The following is a 19,267-nucleotide window of genomic DNA, read 5'->3' as shown; positions in this document are numbered from 1 at the left end:
CAACGTCTAAGGGATAACGGGCGCCGACCGGCGCTGCCGCAACCCCTTTGCCTGCGTCCACGAGAACCGTCATGCCGATCCGCACGACTGCGCCTTCCCGCCACCGCATCACCGTCCGCGACACGTGCGCAGCGACGAAGCACGGCATCCGGCTCAATCCGCTGGCCCATGCGGTGGCGCTGCTGCTGCTGGCCGGCAACGCGCAGGCGCAGCAGGCGTTCAGTCCGGCATGGTTCGCCAACAAGGGCGCGGTGCAGAACAGCGCCGCCGCCACGGGACAACTGCCCAATGGCGTGCCCGCGGCCTCGCTCACCGGGCCGCAGCGTCAGTCGCAGGCGGCGCGCGAACGTCTCAAGCAATCGCTCGACAACCTGGCCACCACTGCGCAGGCCATCGCCGCGCAGCAGGCGCTGCAACGCAACTCGCGCGCCGCGGCGCTCGGCAGCGTGCCCGACGGCCTGGGCGAGGGCGGCCTCAAGGTCGACGAGAACGCACTGACGCGCGGCTGGCTCAACGCAAGCGCGCCGACGCAGAGCGCGGCGAACGGCAAGACCACCGTCACCATCGAACAGACCGGCGCCAAGGCCATCCTCAACTGGGAGACCTTCAACGTCGGCCGCAACACCGTCGTCGATTTCAACCAGCGGGCCGACTGGGCCGCGCTGAACCGCGTCAACGATCCCTCCGCGCGGCCATCGCAGATCCAGGGCCAGATCAGCGCCGAAGGCACGGTGCTCGTCGTCAACCGCAACGGCGTGATGTTCTCCGGTTCCAGCCAGGTCAACGCGCGCAACCTCGTCGCCGCGGCGGCCAATTTCAGCGACGAGCAGTTCATCGCGCGCGGCCTGTACTCGCAGCAGCAGGCCGGCTCGCTCGCGCCCAGCTTCACCGATGCGGCCGGCGACGTGATCGTCGAAGCCGGCGCGCAGATCGCCACCGCCACGCCGACCGACGTGCGCCAGGGCGGCGGCTACGTGCTGCTGCTGGGCAACGAGGTGCGCAACGCCGGCGAGATCACCACCACGCGCGGACAGGCGCTGCTCGCCGCGGGCGACGACTTCGTCATCCGCAAGGGCGTCGGCACGGAGGCCAACACCTTCTCCACCACGCGCGGCCATGAAGTCCTGGCACGTCGCGACGAGGACAGCGAAGCCGGCGTGGTCGCCAACACCGGCCTGATCACCGCGCGCGAAGGCGACATCACGCTGACCGGCCACCACGTGCGCCAGGACGGTGTCGCGGTGTCCACCACCACGGTGAACCAGCGCGGCACCATCCACCTGTCCAACCCGGCCAGCGATGCCGAAGGTGAAGTGGCGTTGGGACGCAGCGCCGTCACCGCGGTGCTGATCGAGGACGACGGCAGGACCACCGCGCTGGACAGCCAGCGCGATGCGCTGATCGCCGAATCGAAGAAGCAGGACCAGCTGCGCTTCGTCGCTGGACAGCTGGGCATGGGCGGGTTCGACAACCTGTCGCAGCTGTCGGACCGCCGCGACCAGTCGCGCGTCGAGATCGTCAGCGGCTCAGACGTGCGTTTCGAGGGCGAATCGCTGACGGTGGCCACCGGAGGGCAGATCGCCGTCAGCGCCGAGGGCCGCGTCTTCGCCGCCGACAAGGCGAAGTTGGACGTATCCGGCGCCGTCGGCGTGCAGGTCGCGATGGAGGGCAACAACGTCCAGGTCAACGTGCAGGGCAACGAGCTGCGCGACTCGCCGGTCAATCGCGACAGCGGCGACCTGTTCAACAACACCGTGTGGATCGACCGTCGTCACCTGATCCACGTGCCGGCCGGCACCGGCGGTTACGAAGGCGAGCGCTGGTACGCGGCCGGCGGCCTGCTGGAAGTCGGCGGTTACCTGAGCAACCAAGGCCACGGCATCGGCGAATGGGCCGCGCAGGGCGGCAGCGTGGTGCTGGACGGCAACGAAGTGGTCACGCAGCGCGGTTCGTCGGTGAACCTGTCGGGCGGCTCGCTAGACGTGCAGACCGGCTACGCCTACCAGACCTGGCTGCGCGGCGCCGACGGACGCCTGTACAACCTCAACGACGCCTCCGCCAACATGGTGTTCGACGGCGTCTACAAGGGGTTCGAGGAGACGCACGAGCGCTGGGGCGACACCGTCACCGGTTTCTACTACAACCCGCTCATCGCGCCGCAGCAGCGGCTGGAGAACGGCTACACCGTCGGTCGCGACGCCGGCCGCCTCACGGTGTCGGCGCCCACCGCCGTGCTGGAAGGCGACATCGTCGCCGACGTGTTCAACGGCGAGCAGCAGGGCCGCGCGCGCGACGACCTCGACGACGGCTATCGCCAGGCGCAGACCGCCGTGGCCCGGGCCGGCACGCTGGCGTATGAGCGCACCAGCGCCATGGGCGCGAACGGCGCGTTCGACACGCAGGTGTCCATCGGCGAGGTCGCCAACATCGCCGATGCATGGAACGGCGCCGAAGACGTGATGCCCGAGGACCGCATCGGCACCCTGTCGCTGGATGCGGCCCGCCTGAGCGACGCGCGACTGGGCGGACTGCACATCACCACCGCGGACGAAATCCACATCGACCGCGCGCTGACGCTCGACGATGGCGGCGAGTTGCACCTCAACGCCGCGGTCACGCAGATCGACGCGGACGTGACCGCGCGCAGCGGTGCGATCTCGGTTGGCAATGTGGCGCCCGCCATCGGATCGACCGGCGTCGCGCTTGCCGACGCGATCCTGCTGCGCGACGGCACCTCGTCGTTCTCGCTCAGCGAAGGCGCCACGCTCGACCTGCGCGGCCTCTGGACCAACGACGCGCTCGATGGCAACCCGTGGTCGTCGACGGCATACGTCGATGGCGGCGATCTGGTGACGCGCCTGTTCTACGGCTCGATCGTGCTGGAGGCTGGGAGCGTCGTGGACGTGTCCTCGGGCGCGACGCTGAAGGCCGATGGCGATCTCGTCGGCGGACGCGGCGGCGACGTCAGGTTGCTGGCGGGCCTGGAGCGGGGTGGACTCAACCCGTTCGATGTGCGGCTGCAACTGGACGGCGAGATCCGTGCGCAGGGCGTTACCGGAGGCGGCGAGCTGGAGCTGCGCTCGCCCGGATCGGTGCTGTTCGGTGAGGATGCCCTGCTGCAGAGCGGGGTCCTGCCGGCCGGCACGGCGGCTCCGTTCGACTTCACGCTGGAGGAAGAACTGCACGTTCCGGCCGGAGGCGTCGTGCCGCTTCCGACCACCGTCAATCGGACGTTTACCGAGCTGGATGTACCCGCGCCGTTAAACCTGACGATCGGAACGATCTCCACGCCCATCGTCCTGGCCGCAAGCTGGACGGTGCCGCCCGGCATGACGCTGAGAGACGCCCGAAGCAATCCGAACGGCATTCCCATCTTTTACCGTGCTGGCCAGGTGGTCCCGGCCGGCACGTCGATCAGCAGGTTCGACGGCGCCTTCCCCATGGGCACGGTGGTGCCTTCCGCCGTGTTTCCGAACGGCATCCCGTTCCAGCCCTACAAGGTTGCGCTGGCTGCAGGCGATATCGCGCCGGTCGCGATCTCCTACGCCGCAAGGACCGTCGTCCCGCGCGGCACCCGCTTCGAGCAGGAAATCGCCTTCAGGCCGGCACTGCAACTGGAGCCGACGCTGTTCCGCACGGGCTTCTCGGACTACTCGATCACCAGCCTGGGCGTGCTGGACATCAATTCGGGCACCCGTATCCGTGCCGAAGTCCCGGTGTTGAGCCTCGCCCCCCACGGCCTGCAGGCGGCCAGCGGCGACGATCCTGCCCTTGCGCTGGAAAGCTGGACGCCGCCGGTGTTCCAGGAGGACGCCGTGCACGCGCGGATGAGCCAGCGCGAGGGCGCCAGTCTCACCCTGCAGGGCACGGACGTCGGACTGGCCGCGGACAGCAGCATCGAAGTCGACCCCGGCGAACAGGTGCGGCTGGTCGGCAGCGGGCAGGTCACGGTCGAAGGCGACATCACCGCGCCCGGTGGCGACATCGTCGTCATGGGCGGCTCGGCTCTCGACGGCAGGTCGCTGTGGATCGGCGAGGACGCGGTGCTCGACGCGGCGGGACGCGCATACACCGCGCTCGACCAGAACGGTCGCCGTTACGGCGTCGTCCAGGACGGTGGTTCCATCCGGATCGGCATCGATGACTACGACAGGTCCGACAAGGACCAGCTCGACGTCAGTGCGGGTCACGTCGTGATTCGCGAAGGCGCGAGGCTGGAGGCTTCGGGCGCCGCGGCGCAGCTCGACATGTACGCCGGCTACGATCCGCTGCATGCGTCGAACGTGGTGGACGTTGCAGGCGATGGCGGCCTGATCCGACTCGGCTCCAGGCGCGGCATCCTCAACGATGGCCAGATGCGCGCCGCAGCCGGCGGTGCCGGCGCGGCCGGCGGCGAACTCGGCCTGGCGCTGGAAAACGCGGACAACACCGAGATCAACGTCAGGACGCTGACGATCACCCAGGAGCGCGTCGGCAGCGGCATGGCCGCCGACCTGCAGCCGGGCGTGGATGATCCGAGCCTGGTCCGCGGCGTGGCCCGCATCAGTGCGGAACAGGTCGAGGCAGGGGGCTTCGACACGCTCGACCTGTGGAGCCGCGACGTCCTGAGTTTCGAGGGCGACGTGAACCTGGCGCTGGGCCGGGCACTGCATCTGCGCCGTGGCGTCATCGGCGTTGCCGACGCCACGCCGGAAGCGCAGGTGCGCCTGTCCGCGCCGTACGTGCTGCTCGACGGCAAGAGTGACAGGTTCCTGCAGGTCGACCAGTCCAATGGCGCGGACGTCGGTCTCGCCCCGATCGGCACACCGTCGTACGGTTCCTTGCTCCCCTCGGCGCACAATACCGGGGCGATGGACATCGAGGCGGACCTGATCGATGTCGGCAACTACGTCCTCTTTGGTGCATCCGGCGCGCTCTACTCCTCGCCGTCGTCCTCCACGCCGGTCGACGTCGCCGGTTTCGACAGCCTGACGCTGACCAGCCGCGGCGATGTGCGCTTCGTCAGTCCCGCCACCGAATTTCCGCTCAACCCGGGCAGCAAGCTCGCCGCCGGTGGCGACATGACGATCACCGCCTCGCAGCTGTATCCGGCGACGCACGCATCGGGTGCGATCGAGGTGGGCCGTATCTCGCTCAACAGCTTCGACCCGGAGCGCAGCCTCGTCATCCGCGGCTACGGCGAGACGCCAGCCGTCCCGCTGTCGGTCTTCGGCTCGCTCACGCTCTCGGCGGCGAACATCGACCAGGGCGGCGTGGTGCGCGCACCGCTCGGGCGCATCCTCCTGGGGCATGGTTCGGCCAACTCCACTGACTCCGTCTACGACGTCACGCTGCGCAACGGCAGCGTCACCTCCACCAGCGCTGAAGGACTGACATTGCCCTATGGCGGTACCGCCGACGGCCTGCGATACCTCTACAACGGCAAGGACGTCGCCTTCGTCGACCTCGCCGATCTGAACATCGGCACCAACAGTCACGACCTGCTCGAGACCGGCGTCGTCATGAGGCAGGCCACGTTGACGGCAGAGAACGGCTCGCTGATCGATGTGTCCGGCGGTGGCGAACTGCTGGGTGCCGGCTTCTTCACCGGTCGCGGCGGTTCGGTCGACGTGCTGCGCACGTCGCTGTTCAACGCGAACCCGGCCAACGGCTTCAGCAGCCCGGATGCGCAGGTCTACGCCATCGTGCCGGGTACGCAGCCGGGCTATGCGCCCATCGCACCGGATGCAGGCGCCGGCCAGCCGCGGATCGGCCAGCAGATCACGTTGACCCAGGCCGTCGGCGATCTGGCGGCGGGCACCTACACGTTGATGCCGTCGATCTATGCGTTGCTTCCGGGCGCCTACCGGGTCGAACTGGGCGGCGAGGTGGCGGGGCCGAACCCCGCGCCCTTCGCGATGCCGGCCGGATCGTTCAGCGGCAGTGCCCATCTGGGCGTCGCCAACACCGGCATCCGCGACGTGCTGCCGACCGCGATCACCCTTACTCCCGGCGAGGTCGTGCGGACCCACTCGCAATACAACGAGACCAGCTACGCGCAGTTCGCCATCAGCAACGCTGCCCGCTTCGGCGCGCTGCGGCCGCGGCTGGAACGCGATGCGCAGTCCATCCACCTGGACTTCGCCAGCACCGGCGACACGCCGCTCGATTTCGAAGGCGTCGCCGACATAGCCGGCGCGAAGGACGGCACCTCCGGCAATCTGTTCCTGACCGCCCACAGCGACATCGAGATCAAGGCCGAAGGCGCGACGGCCACCGACGGCTTCACGTCGCTGGATGCGCAGGACATCAACGGCCTCGATGCGGGCACGCTCACCGTCGGCGGCACCTTCGGCCTGGTCCAGGCCGTCAGTGGCCAGCAGGGCGCGACCGCGCTGGGGCCGCGGGTGGTGTTCCAGTCCACCGCGCGCGATGTGGTGGTCCGGGACGGTGCGCAGCTCACCGCCGGGCAGATATTCCTGACCGGTTCCGGCCTGACCGTGGAATCCGGAGCCGTGCTGGACACCACCGGTGGGCGCACCGATGGCATCAGCTCGTCGCTGGGTTACGTGTTCTCGGACACCTTCAACGAGGTCCACGTCAGCGGCGGCGCGATCCTGACCGTCGCCAATGGCTTCATCGATTTCAACGCGCCGTTGCGTGCCCTGGACGGGACGACCAATTCGATCACGGTCGAAGACGGCGCCGCGCTGCGCACGCTGGGTACGATCGGTTTCACCAGCAGCGGCGCGGTCGAGGTCGGCGACGCGGAGCTGGGCGCGCGCTATGTCTCGCTGTTCGTTCCCCAGATCAACATCGGCACCGATGCCTCGTTCGCGGCGGCCGAAGCGGACGGAATCCTCGGCGACGGCGTGCGCTTCAACCAGGCCACGCTGGCCCAGCTGGTACGTCCGACCCGGCCGGGCCTGGTCCCTGTCGAACGCATCAGCCTGACCGTCGGTGAGTCGATCAACCTGTTCGGCGACGTCGACTTCGATCTGCGCAACGCCGCCGAAAGCTCCGACGCGATGCTGGTCCTCAATTCGCCGGCCATCTACGGTTGGGGCGAAGCCGGGGATGTCGGCCGCATCGGTGCCGACACCCTTGTCTGGAACGGGCTGTCGAGCGGCACGGGTGCGCCGACGGACCCGTACTCCAGCCTCGACCCGGGCGCGGTCACGCCAGGCGGAGCGGGCACGGGAGCCGGCCGCCTAGTGCTGGATGCACGCGAGATCGTGTTCGGTTACGACCCGCTCGCACGCACGCAGGACCAGGTCGCGCTCGATCGGCTGGCGCTGGGCTTCTCGTCCGTCGACCTCAACGCCAGCGAGCGCATCACCGCCAACAATCGCGGCACGCTGTCCGTGTACCAGGGCGGCACGGATGCGGCTTCGTACAGCGGCGGCGCGCTAACCCTGATCACGCCGCTGCTGACCGGTGCGGCAGGCTCGTTCATGAAGTACGGCAGCGGCGGCGCGCTCACCGTGTCCGCGCCGGCGGGCAGCGGCGCGGCCAGCACGCAGGCCACCGACGCGCTCGGCGCCGAAGTGCGTCTGGACGGAAAGACGGTTTCCGTGGACACCGGCGTGGCCCTGCCAAGCGGTCGCCTGGTGATCGACGCGGACGAGGGCATCACGCTGGGCGATCGCGCCAACGTGGACCTGTCCGGCCGCGCGCTGACGTTCTTCGACGTAACCAAGTACAGCTGGGGCGGCGACCTGGTGATGGAAACCGCGGACGGCGCCGTCACCCAGAACGCCGGATCGCGCATCGACGTATCGGCGACAGACAACGATGCCGGTTCGATCAAGGCGACGGCCACCGGCGGCGGCGGCGCGGTGGCGCTGGCGGGCACGCTGCTCGGCGGCGCGTCCGCCGGGTTCGACAGCGGCGCGTTCGACGTGCGCGCCACGCGGCTGGACGACTTCGCCGGGCTCAACGCCAAGCTCAACACCGGCGGCTTCTTCAATGCGCGCAGCTTCGTCGTGAAGACCGGCGACCTGACCGTTGGCAGCGAAGTGCGCGCGAACGAGGTGGCCATTTCGGTCGATGGCGGTTCGCTCACCGTCGACGGAACCATCGATGCCAGCGGCGAGGAGGTCGGCACCATCCGCTTGGCCGCACGCGACGACCTCGCGCTCACCGGCAACGCGCTGCTCGACGTGCATGGCACGCGCCTGGCGACCGATGCGTATGGCCAGGCGATCGAAGCCTCGAATCGCGGCGAGATCGAACTGACCTCGCGCGCCGGTACGGTCGATCTGGCGTCCGGCGCGCGCATGGACCTGCGTTCGGCCGACGACGTGAGCCGCGGGCGCATCAACATCAACGCGCCGCGCATCGGCGGCGACGGCGTGGCGGTGAACGCGGCCGGCGGCGTGATCATCGACGGCGCCGCGAGCATCGCGGTCAATGCATTCGCCAGCTACACGCCGGCCGACCGCATCGTCAACGAGGGCTATCTGGATGCGATCCATGCCGACAGCACGGCCTTCATCGATGCCGCCAACGCCAATGCCGCGGTGGATGCGCGATTGGGTGGACTGAAGGCGTACGGCACGTCCTTCCATCTGCGTCCGGGCGTGGAAATCGTCAGCGACGGCGACCTGACCGTGCATGCGGACCTGGACCTGTCGGGCTATCGCTACGGGCCCGACGCGGATGCGTCGATCCGTGGCTCGGGCGAGCCGGGCGTGCTGACGATCCGTGCCGGCGGCGACCTCGACATCAACGGCAGCATCAACGACGGCTTCGCGCCGCCGCCGGCGACGCCGGACGACAAGAACTGGATTGTCCTCACGGAGATCCTCCGCAACGGCCAGCCGGCCGCCGAGCAGATCACGTTCGTGCCGCCCTTCAACCCGGGTTGGGGCGACAACGTCTACGACTTCCCGAACGGTGCAAGCGTGCTGGTGGTGTCGGGTTCGGTGAGCGACTGGTTCGGCGTCTACATGCCTGGCGACGAGATCCCCGGCTTCCTGTACGGCGAGGCCATCATCGAAGCGGGTACCGTGCTGACGGCGGCCAACCCTTCCGATGCCGACATCGCCTTCTCCGGACCGCGTGCGGAACCGGGCCGGTTGTGGGCCGTGGCGCCGATGCTCGATCCGGGCATGCTGTCTTGGTCGATGCGACTGGTCGGCGGCGCCGATACTCAGGCTGCCGACAGCCGCACGCTTGCCGCCGCTTCGGCGCTGGGCGGACGCGGCGACGTGGTGTTGAGCGACGCCCACAAGGCCGGGCCGACGCTCGACCATTCCGCGCTGTCGGTGGTGCGCACCGGCACCGGCTACCTGGACGTGCTGGCCGGTGGCGACTACCGGCAGGAATCGCTGTACGGCGTCTACACCGCCGGCACCCAGGTGGCGGACAGCGGAGCCTGGAACGAATTGCGCGCACTGCGCGAGGACGGCAGCGTGCTGGGCCTGGAAAACGCCGGCTACGAATCGACGCTGGCCATGCAGCGCATGTACTTCACCGAAGGCGGTGGTGATCTGCGGCTGGTGGCCCAGGGTGACGTGCGCGGCTTCACCGAGATCAATCCGCAGCCGGGCTACAGCCGTTCCAGCGATGACATCGGCCGATGGCTGTGGCGCCAGGGTGGCAGCGAGCTGGACCAGTTGACGGCGTGGGGTATCAACTTCGGCCAGTACCGCCACGACCGCGAAGCACAGGCGGTGGAACTGGTCGGCTTCAGCGGCATCGGCACGCTTGGCGGTGGCGACGTCACGGTGGTCGCCGGTGGCGATGCCGGCTCCACGACCAGCGCGTCGAGCGTGTCCGAACCATTCGAGACGACGGCCCTCAACGTGGTGGTCGCCGGAAGCGGCCGGGTCGATGGCGACAATCGACTCATCCAGACCGGCGGCGGCACCTTGACCCTCGATGTGGGGGGACGGATCAACACCGGTGTCGACGAGGAATACCTGTACTCCAGCAGCGGCCGCATCATGAACCTGCGCGGCGACGCGAGCGTCAGGGCCGGCAGCATCGGGCAAACGCGGGAGACGGGTTACGGACTGAGTGCATCCGGCGATCCTCGCGCTGCCGATACGCACGCGCCCCTGACGCGGTTCGGTTACTCCCCGCTGGGCGTGGCGATGGGCGACGGCATGGCGACCATCCGCTCGCGCGGGGACATCAGCGTGCTGACCGGTCAGGACGCCGGGCGCGTGAAGCTGCGCGGTGGCGACACCCTGGCCGGCGACGACGCCGTGACCGGCAGCGGCACGACCTCGTTCTCGCTGTGGACAGATCGCAGCGGCATCGACCTGTTCGCCAGCGGCGGCGACATACGGCAGACACCGCAACCAGCAGCCAACTTCAATTACGATCCCGGCCGCTTCACCGCTGTCGCCGCCAACGGCTCGGTCGTCCTGGACAACCTCGCGCTGGCGCCATCCCAGGCGGGCGACCTGCAATTGTTCGCGCGCTGGAACGTGCTGACGACCGAATCCAACCTCACTTCCGTTGACGATGGCGTTGCCATGTCCAGCGCCTCGCGATCGGCCATGGCGACGCCGCTGAATGCAGCTTGGTTCATCACTGCGCAACCCCTGCTACCGGGCGTCAGTGACTTCCTGGCGACGAATGCGAACTTCCTCCCGGCCCAGTACACCTTTGATGGCGCCAACCTGTTCGCATTCGGCCTGGACACGCCGAGCCATCTGCATGCCGGCAGCAGCAACCCGATCCGGATATACGCGGTAAACGGCGACATCGCCGCCCGGACCGGCGTGAGGCTCCCGGATATCGTCGATGGCGAGACGTTAGACTCCATCGTCGCAGCCAAGCCGGTGGCGATGCGCGCCGGTCGCGACATCCTGGCCAGCGGCCTCATCCTCAACAACGATGCGGACGATGTTTCCGTCGTCCAGGCCGGACGCGACATCCTCAACACCACGTTGGACATCTCCGGCCCCGGACTGCTGGAAGTCACCGCCGGACGCAACATCCATCAGGCACTGGCCAACGGAAGCACGATCACCAGCATCGGCCCGCTCGTCCCCGGCGACACCCGCCCCGGCGCCGACATCCTGCTCAGCGCCGGCATGGGCGCGGGCGGGCCGGACTACGCGGCCTTTGCCGATCTGTATCTGGATCCGGCCAACCGCGCAGATCCGGAGCAGCGCCTGGCCGACCAGCCGGGCAAGGTGGTGAAGACCTACGAGAAGGAACTCGCCGACTGGTTGCAGGAACGCTTCGGCTACCGCGCCGCTGGCGACAGCGACGCACTGGCCTACTTCAGCGCGCTGCCGCAGTCGCAGCAGGGCGTGTTCCTGCGCGAGGTCTACTTCGAGGAACTGCGCCAGGGCGGTCGCGAATACAACGATCCCGACAGCCGTCGCTTCCAGAGCTACCTGCGCGGCCGCAACGCCATCGCGACGTTGTTGCCCGAGAAGGACGCCGATGGCAACGCGATCGTGCGCGACGGGTCGATCTCGTTCCAGGGCGCGGCCGGCGTGCACACCAACTTCGGTGGCGACATCCAGGTGTTCGCGCCCGGTGGCGGCCTGACTCTGGGCGTGAACGGCGTTGCGCCGCCGTCGAGCACCGGCCTGGTGACGCTGGGCGAAGGCGACATCGAGATCTTCACTCAGGGCGACGTGCTGCTGGGCCTGTCGCGCATCATGACCACGCTGGGCGGCGGCATCACCGCCTGGTCGGTGGAAGGCGACATCAACGCCGGCCGCGGATCGAAGACGGCGCTGGTCTACACGCCGCCGCGCGTGGTCTACGACGACCTGGGCAACATCACGCTCTCGCCGAACGTGCCGTCCAGCGGCGCGGGCATCGCGACGCTGGATCCGGTGCCCGGCACCGAGCCGGGCGACGTCGACCTGATCGCACCCTTGGGCACCATCGACGTGGGCGAGGCGGGCATCCGCGTGTCGGGCAACGTCAACTTCGCCGCGCTGCAGGTGGTCAATGCCGCCAACGTGCAGGTGAAGGGCGACGCGACCGGCCTGCCGCCGACCACGGTGGTGAACACCGCCGCGCTCACGTCCGCCAGCGCGGCCGCCAGCAACGCCACGCAGGCGGTGCAGGAGATGACGCGCCAGCAACAGGACGCCGCGCGGCGTGCGCAACCGTCGATCATCAGCGTGCAGGTGCTCGGCTTCGGCACGGAGAGCAGCCGCATCGAGGCGCCGCGCAACGACGGTCCCACGCTGGTGCGACAGGGCGGCTACGACCCGTCCAGCGCGTTCCAGGTGCTGGGCAACGGTGAGCTGAGCGCCGAGCAGCAGGCGCGCCTGACCACGGCCGAACGCCGCAAGCTGCAGGAGCCGGAATGACGGCGCCTGCATCGACGCGCCGTCGTGGCATGCGCCTGCGATGGCTGGCCGGCGCGCTGGCTGCATTCGCGGCCTGGCAGGCGGTGTGCGCACCGCCGGTGCCGCGGCACTGGCTCGACTACGCCGGTGCGGCCAGCCAGCAGTTCCAGGCATGGCTGGGCGATGCCGACGACGAGCGCGTGCAGCGGCTGCACGCGTGGCTGCAGCAGCGCGACACCAACGACCGGCTGATGGGCCAGGCCATTCCGGTGGTGGTGCAGCTGTGGATCGCGCCGGATGGCACGGTGCATCGCCTGCAGTTCGATTCGCTGGGGCAGGCGCAGGCCGACGAAGACCTGCGCGCGCTGCTGCTGCGCCGCCTGCCCGCACCGCCAGCCGACATGCGCCAGCCCCTCGTGCTGCGGCTGTCTCTGGACCCCGCGCGCCCGGACGAGACCGGCCTCACTTTGTGACCGCACGGTCATGAATCCGTTTTGCGGGATCGCACTCCCGCAAGCGTCACAAGGAAAGGGACGACGTTGCACGCAGCCGCGCGCCCGTCGCCAGACACTTCAAGGAACGGGTCCTTCATGTCCGAGTTCGAGAGGATGCGGAACGCCACCGCATCGCCGCGTCGATGTGCATGGCTGGTCGCCCTGGTCGCGGCCGCCACGCCCGCGCTGGCGCTCGCGCAAGACGCGCCGGCTGCGGACGCGCCTGCACCGGCCGATGCCGGCGACGATCGCCGCGTCGACATCAACGAGTACATCGTGCGCGGCAACACGGTGCTGGACGGACGCAGCATCGAACGCGCGGTGACGCCGTTCCTCGGCCCGCAGCGCACGATGAAGGACATCGAGGCCGCGCGCGACGCGCTGCAGGCCGCGTACCAGCAGAAGGGCTACCAGTCGGTCTACGTCGACATTCCGGGTCAGCAGGTGAGCGGCGGCATCGTGTTCCTGCAGGTCAACGAGACCAGGGTCGGCCGGCTGCGCGTGGTCGGCGCGCAGTACAACTCGCCCACGCAACTGCGCGAGCAGGTGCCCGCGCTGCGCGAAGGCGCGGTGCCGGACTTCAACAGCGCGCAGGCGCAGCTCACCGAACTCAATCGCACCGGCAAGCGCCAGGTCGTGCCGCTGGTTCGCGAAGGCATGCGTCCCGGCACGATGGACGTGGACCTGAAGGTCGAGGACCAGTCGCCGTGGCGCTTCAGCGCGGCGGTCAACAACGACCACAGCGCCGACACCGAAGACCTGCGCGCCACGCTCAGCGTCGGCCACGACAACCTGTGGCAGAAGGGCCACAGCGCGTCGCTGACGTTCTTCGGCGCGCCACAGGACCTGGACCAGGCCAGCGTGTGGTCGGCGGCGTACGTCGCGCCGTTCCGCGGCACGCCGTGGAGCCTGGAGGGCAACGCCTACACGTCCGACAGCAACGTGGTCACCACCGGCGACACCAACGTGCTGGGCAAGGGCCACGCGGTGGGGCTGAAGCTCAACTACACCGTGCCCGACACCGGCAACTGGTTCCACATGTTCAGCTTCGGCGTGGACTTCAAGGACACCGAGGAAGCGCTGACGCTGGGCGGCGAGGGCGACACGGTGCCGCTGGAGTACGCGCCGCTGACGTTCTCGTACACCGGGTTCCGCCAGAGCGAGAGCGACCAGTTCAGCCTCAACGCCAGTGCGGTGGCCGGCGTGCGCAACTTCCTCGGCTACGGCAGCGACTGGAGCGACTTCGACCGCAAGCGCTACCAGGCCAGTCCGAGCTTCCTGGTGCTCAAGGCCGACGCCAACCACACCCACACCTTCGACGGTGGCTCGCAGTGGTACGCGCGCCTGGCGGGACAGACCGCGGATTCGCCGCTGGTGTCGGGCGAGCAGTTCGCCGCAGGCGGCATGTACAGCGTGCGCGGTTATCTGTCGGCCGAGGCCATCGGCGACTTCGGCGTGCTCGGCACGCTGGAGTGGCGCACCGCGCCGCTGACGTGGTGGTCGCGGGTGCTGCGCGACTGGCGCTGGTACGCCTTCGTCGATGCCGCGCGCCTGGGCCTGCGCGAACCGCTGCCGGAGCAGGACGACCGCTTCTCGCTGGCGTCGGTCGGCATCGGCAGCAACGTGAAGTTCGGCGAGCACGTGTTCCTGCGCCTGGACTACGCGCTGCCGCTGAAGGAAGGCCCGAACACCGACAACGACGAGCCGAACCTGCACTTCAACCTCGGCGCCAGCTTCTGACTTCCACCCATTCGATCGCCTTCGCGGAGACCCGAAACATGCAACGTTTTCTACTGCTGGCGCTTGTGGTCCTGAGCGCGTTCGCCGGCACGGCGCAGGCCGCATCCTGGTGGCAGCCGGAATGGGCCTACCGCAAGCCGATCACCATCGACGCCGGCCCGCAGGGCGGCAACGTCGGCGGCGAAGTCGGCCGCACGCCGGTGCTGGTGCGCCTGCACACCGGCACCTTCAGCTTCGACGGCGTGAAGGAGGACGGCGCGGACATCCGCTTCGTCGCGGCCGACGACAAGACCGTGCTCAACCACCAGATCGAGCGCTTCGATCCGCTGCTGGGCATGGCGTTGATCTGGGTGGACGTGCCGGCACTGAGCGGCAAGTCGCCGCAGACCACGATGTGGATGTACTACGGCAATCCGAAGGCGCCGGCCTCGGGCAACGGGCAGCTCACGTTCGATCCCGACTACACGCTGGTCTACCACTTCGGCGAAGTCGCCGGCCAGGCCGCGTCGCCGCCGCGCGACACCACGGCATACGGCAACCACGCGCAGGCCACGGTCACGCCGCTCGACGGCACCGTGATCGGCAAGGGCGCGCAGTTCAACGGCACCGCGCTGACGCTGCCGGCGACGCCGTCGCTGGCGGTACAGGCTGGCGGCGCGCAGACGGTATCGCTGTGGGTGCGTCCGGATCGCCTGGCGCCGCAGCAGGTGGTGTACGCGCGCCGCGATGGCGCGGGCGAAGTGCTGCTGGGGCTGGACCAGGGCGTGCCGTTCGTGCAGATCAACGGCCAGCGCACGGCGCCGGCGCAGCCGGTGCAAGCCGGCCAGTGGTCGCATCTGGCGTTCTCCGCCGACGCGCAGAACGTCACGCTGTTCGTCAACGGCCGCGCGGCGGGCACCATCGCCGCCAGCATGCCGGCACTCAACACGCCCGCGTCCGTCGGTGCCGACGCCGATGGCAGCGCGGCCGGCACCACTGCCTTCATCGGTGCGATCGACGAACTGCGCATCTCGCGCCTGGCGCGCCCCGCGCCGGCACTGCTGGCCGACACCGTGTCGCAGGGCGCCGAATCGCGCCTGACCGCGTTCGGCCCGGACGAGCAGCAGGCCGGCAAGAGCCACTTCGCCTTCATCCTCGAAGCGATGCCGGTGGATGCGTGGGTCGTGGTGTCGGTGCTGGGCCTGATGTTCGTCGGCTCGTGGCTGATCATGATCGGCAAGGGCCGCTACTTCGGTCGCGTCGCGCGCGCCAATGCGGCGTTCACCGAGCAGTTCCACAAGGTCTCCGGCCAGCCGCTGTCGACGCTGGCGGACCTCGACCAGCAGCGGCTGATCCCCACCGACATCAAGGAGTCGTCCACGCTGTGGCGGCTGTACCAGGTCGCGGTGGACGAGATGCGCCAGCGCCACACGCGCGACGGCCACGGTTATCTGTCGGCCGCGACGATCGGTGCGATCCGCGCGTCGATGGACGGCGCCGCCGTGCGCGAGAACGAACGCATGTCCAGCCGCATGAACTGGCTGTCGACCACCATCGAAGGTGCGCCCTACGTCGGCCTGTTCGGCACGGTGATCGGCATCATGCTGGTGTTCGCCGTCGCGGCGATGGCCGGTGCGGTGGACATCAACTCCGTCGCGCCCGGCATGGCGGCGGCGCTGCTGTGTACCGCCGCGGGCCTGGGCGTCGCGATCCCCGCACTGTTCGGCTACAACTGGCTGGCCGCGCGTTCCGAAGCGATCAGCGCCGACATGACGGTGTTCGTCGACGAGTTCTCCGCGCGCCTTGCCGAAGAGCACGACAACGTCGCCGAGCCCTTGCTCGCGTCGGTCGCCGCCAACGCCTCCGCGCAGCACGCCTGAGGAGCGGCGACCATGGCCAAGGCCGCATCCTTCGGTAGCAAGAAGCGCACGGGCGGCATCAACATCACGCCGTTCGTCGACGTGCTGCTGGTGGTGCTGGTGATCTTCATCCTCACCAGCAACGCCAGCATTCCCGGCATCCAGGTCAACCTGCCCAAGGCCAGCACCACCGTCGCGCTGGAAAAGCCGCAGACCAAGGCCATCACCATCGACGATGCCGGGCAGGTGTTCCTCGATGCCTATCCGGTGAGCCTGGCGGAACTGGAAGAACGCCTGCGCGCGCAGAAGGCGATGACGCCGGACTTCCCGGTGATCGTGCGCGGCGACGCGCAGGTGCAGTACGCCAAGGTCGTGGAGGTGCTCGACCTGCTGCGCCGCATCGAGCTCAACCAGATCGGCCTGGTCACCGGCAAGGCGCAGGGCTGACCGATGAACCGGCCGCCTTCCGAACCACGCTCGGGATTCCTGCGACGGCATGGCGGCACGGTGGTCGTCATCGCCGTCGTGCTGGCCGCGCTGGGCGCGCTGGTCTGGTACCTGCTGGCCGACACCGCCAGCACGCGCCGCCCGGCCGCGGAGATCCCGATGGTGATGCTGCCGCCGCCACCGCCTCCTCCGCCGCCGCCGGAACCGGAAAAGACGCCGGAGCCGGAAGAGCCCGAGGAAGTGGTGCAGGAGCCGGAACCGATGGAGCCGCTCAAGCCCACCGAAGCGCCGGCGCTCGACACCAGCGACCCGGTGACGATGGACGCCGAAGGGCAGGCCGGCAACGACAGCTTCGGCATCCAGTCCGGCAGCGGCGGCGGCATGTCCGGCGTGGGCGCCGGCGGCGGCAACGCCTCGTACGGCCGCTACCTCGGCTACGTGCTGCAGCAGGCCATCGCACGCGACGAAAAGGCGCGGCGGCTCGCGTTCCGTCTGCAGGTGGACATCTGGCTGAGCCCAGGCGGCGACATCGACCGCGTCGAACTGGTGCGCGGCAGCGGCAACGACGAAGCCGACCAGGCCGTGCTCGCCGCGCTGCGCGCGGTGGGTCGCATCGACGAGCGGCCGCCGGGTTCGCTCACGTTTCCCGCGCGCGTGCTGATCCAGGGACGACGGCCTTCGGGCTGAGCGCCGCAACGACATCGCCGCAACGACCTTCAAACCTGCGAGTACGCCCCATGACCCACCAAGCATTCCACCTTCGACGTCCGTCCGGGCTCCGCCAGGCGCGTCGGCTGGCGCTGGCTTCCGCGCTCGCGCTGCTGCTCGCCGCCGGTGCGGCCGATGCCCAGCAGGCACCGCAGGAAACCACCATGATCAAGCTGATCCGTGGCCTGATGGACAGCGGCGCGCTGAAGCCGGAAGTGGGCGAGGCGCTGCTGGTGCAGGCGCGCGCCGAAGCGCAGGCCGCGGCGACGGCGCCGCGCACCGCGGCGACGCAGTCGGCACAGCCGCAACTGCAGCCCGGCGATGTGCGCGTGCCGTACATCCCCGAGACCGTGCGCGACCAGATCCGCGAAGAGGTCAGCAACGACGTGATGGCGCGCGCGCAGGCCGAAGGCTGGGCGGCGCCGCACGAAGTGCCCGACTGGACCCAGCGCCTGAAGCTCTACGGCGACGTGCGCGTGCGCAACGAGTCGCGCTTCTACTCGGGCGACAACAGCAACATCGAGGTCGACTGGGCCGCCATCAACGAAGGCGACGGCTTCGACGTCAACCCCAACACCAACCTGGAACTGCCGCCGCTGCGCAACACGCGACAGGACCGCAAGAATTCCTGGCGCATCCGCGCGCGCCTGGGCGTGCTGGCCGAGATCTCCGAGCAGGCCACCGCCGGCATCCGCCTGGCCACCGGCAACGACGACAACCCCGTGTCGATGACGCAGACGCTGGGCGGCGGCCTGGAGAAGAAGGACCTGTGGCTGGACCAGGCGTGGCTGTCGTACCGCTTCGGCACGTGGTTCCAGGTCACCGGCGGCCGCTTCGCCAATCCGTACTGGTCCACCGAGACGCTGTTCTCCAATGACCTGTCCTTCGACGGCCTGGCCTTCGACTATCGCCAGCCGTTCGAGGGCGACTGGACGATCTTCGCCACCCTGGGCCTGAGCCCGCTGGAGTACTCGTCCGACAGCTTCCCCAGCCGCAGCCAGGACAAGGAAGAGAGCCACGACAAGTGGCTCAATGGCCTGCAGGTCGGCACGTCGTGGCGCTTTGCCAGCGACAACGAACTGCGCGGCGCCATCGGCTATTACGACTTCCGCAACATCAACGGCGCGTTGTCCGAACCGTGCGAGCTGTACGCCGGTGCCGACGCGTGCAGCACCGACTGGTCGCGCCCGACCTTCATGCAGAAGGGCAACACGCTGATGATGCTGCGCGACATCGCGCCCAACCCGCTCGATCCGGCCAACACCCCGATGCCGCAGTACGTGGGCCTGGCGTCGGAGTTCGAGGTGCTGGACCTCAACCTGCGCTGGGACACGCTGGTCGGCGGCCGCTTCGGCCTGCGCCTGGAGGCCGACTACCTGCGCAACCTGGCCTACGACGAGAACAAGATGTGGACGCGTGCCGAGGGCGGCATCGTCAACAACTTCGGCGATGGCGGCACCACCGACCAGGGCAACTTCGAAAGCGGCGACACCGCGTACCAGCTGCAGGCCACGTTCGGCAACTTCGAACTGAAGAACGCCGGCCAGTGGAACATGCTGATGGGCTACCGCCGCGTGGAGCCCGACGCGCTGCCCGACGCATACAACGACAGCGACTTCCACCTGGGCGGCACCAACGCCAAGGGCTATTTCGTCGAGGGTTCGTATGCGTTCGCGCGCAACACCTTCCTGACCGCGCGCTGGTTCGCCGCCAAGGAAGTGTTCGGGCCGCCGTTGTCCATCGACGTGCTGCAGCTGGAAGTCAACACCGGGTTCTGAGGATGCAC

At 69.1% G+C, this 19,267-nt stretch carries 7 protein-coding genes; all 7 read left to right on the top strand.

The genetic code is table 11. From position 1 onward, the window contains the following. Positions 1 to 71: 71 nt before the first annotated feature. The 7 genes from VFE83_RS13565 to VFE83_RS13535 all read left to right on the top strand — a co-directional run bounded on the left by VFE83_RS13565 (position 72) and on the right by VFE83_RS13535 (position 19,259). Positions 72 to 12,275, top strand: a complete 12,204-nt coding sequence (locus tag VFE83_RS13565) for a filamentous haemagglutinin family protein (RefSeq protein ID WP_324907005.1) — start codon at positions 72 to 74, stop codon at positions 12,273 to 12,275. Continuing rightward, positions 12,272 to 12,727 carry a hypothetical protein gene (locus tag VFE83_RS13560; RefSeq protein WP_324907003.1) on the top strand — a complete coding sequence of 152 codons (456 nt, stop codon included), beginning with the start codon at positions 12,272 to 12,274 and terminating at the stop codon, positions 12,725 to 12,727. The genes VFE83_RS13565 and VFE83_RS13560 overlap by 4 nt, the downstream gene beginning before the upstream one ends. Positions 12,728 to 12,844: 117 nt before the next feature. Continuing rightward, entirely contained in the window at positions 12,845 to 14,488 is a 1,644-nt protein-coding gene (locus VFE83_RS13555; RefSeq protein ID WP_324907001.1) for a ShlB/FhaC/HecB family hemolysin secretion/activation protein, read from the top strand. Between the two features lie 38 nt (positions 14,489 to 14,526). Beyond that, positions 14,527 to 16,347, top strand: a complete 1,821-nt coding sequence (locus VFE83_RS13550; RefSeq protein WP_324906999.1) for a DUF2341 domain-containing protein — start codon at positions 14,527 to 14,529, stop codon at positions 16,345 to 16,347. A 12-nt stretch (positions 16,348 to 16,359) separates the two neighbouring features. Continuing rightward, positions 16,360 to 16,773 carry a biopolymer transporter ExbD gene (locus VFE83_RS13545; protein WP_324906997.1) on the top strand — a complete coding sequence of 138 codons (414 nt, stop codon included), beginning with the start codon at positions 16,360 to 16,362 and terminating at the stop codon, positions 16,771 to 16,773. A 3-nt stretch (positions 16,774 to 16,776) separates the two neighbouring features. Then, complete coding sequence (locus VFE83_RS13540; protein WP_324906995.1) at positions 16,777 to 17,460, top strand: TonB family protein; 684 nt, start codon at positions 16,777 to 16,779, stop codon at positions 17,458 to 17,460. A gap of 50 nt (positions 17,461 to 17,510) precedes the next feature. Then, positions 17,511 to 19,259, top strand: a complete 1,749-nt coding sequence (locus VFE83_RS13535) for a putative porin (RefSeq protein WP_324906993.1) — start codon at positions 17,511 to 17,513, stop codon at positions 19,257 to 19,259. Positions 19,260 to 19,267: the final 8 nt, after the last annotated feature.

This window comes from Lysobacter sp. (assembly GCF_035655815.1).
Lineage (GTDB): Bacteria > Pseudomonadota > Gammaproteobacteria > Xanthomonadales > Xanthomonadaceae > Lysobacter_J.
Note: the sequence above shows the minus strand (reverse complement) of the source record. Positions and strands in the feature narration are given on the sequence as shown.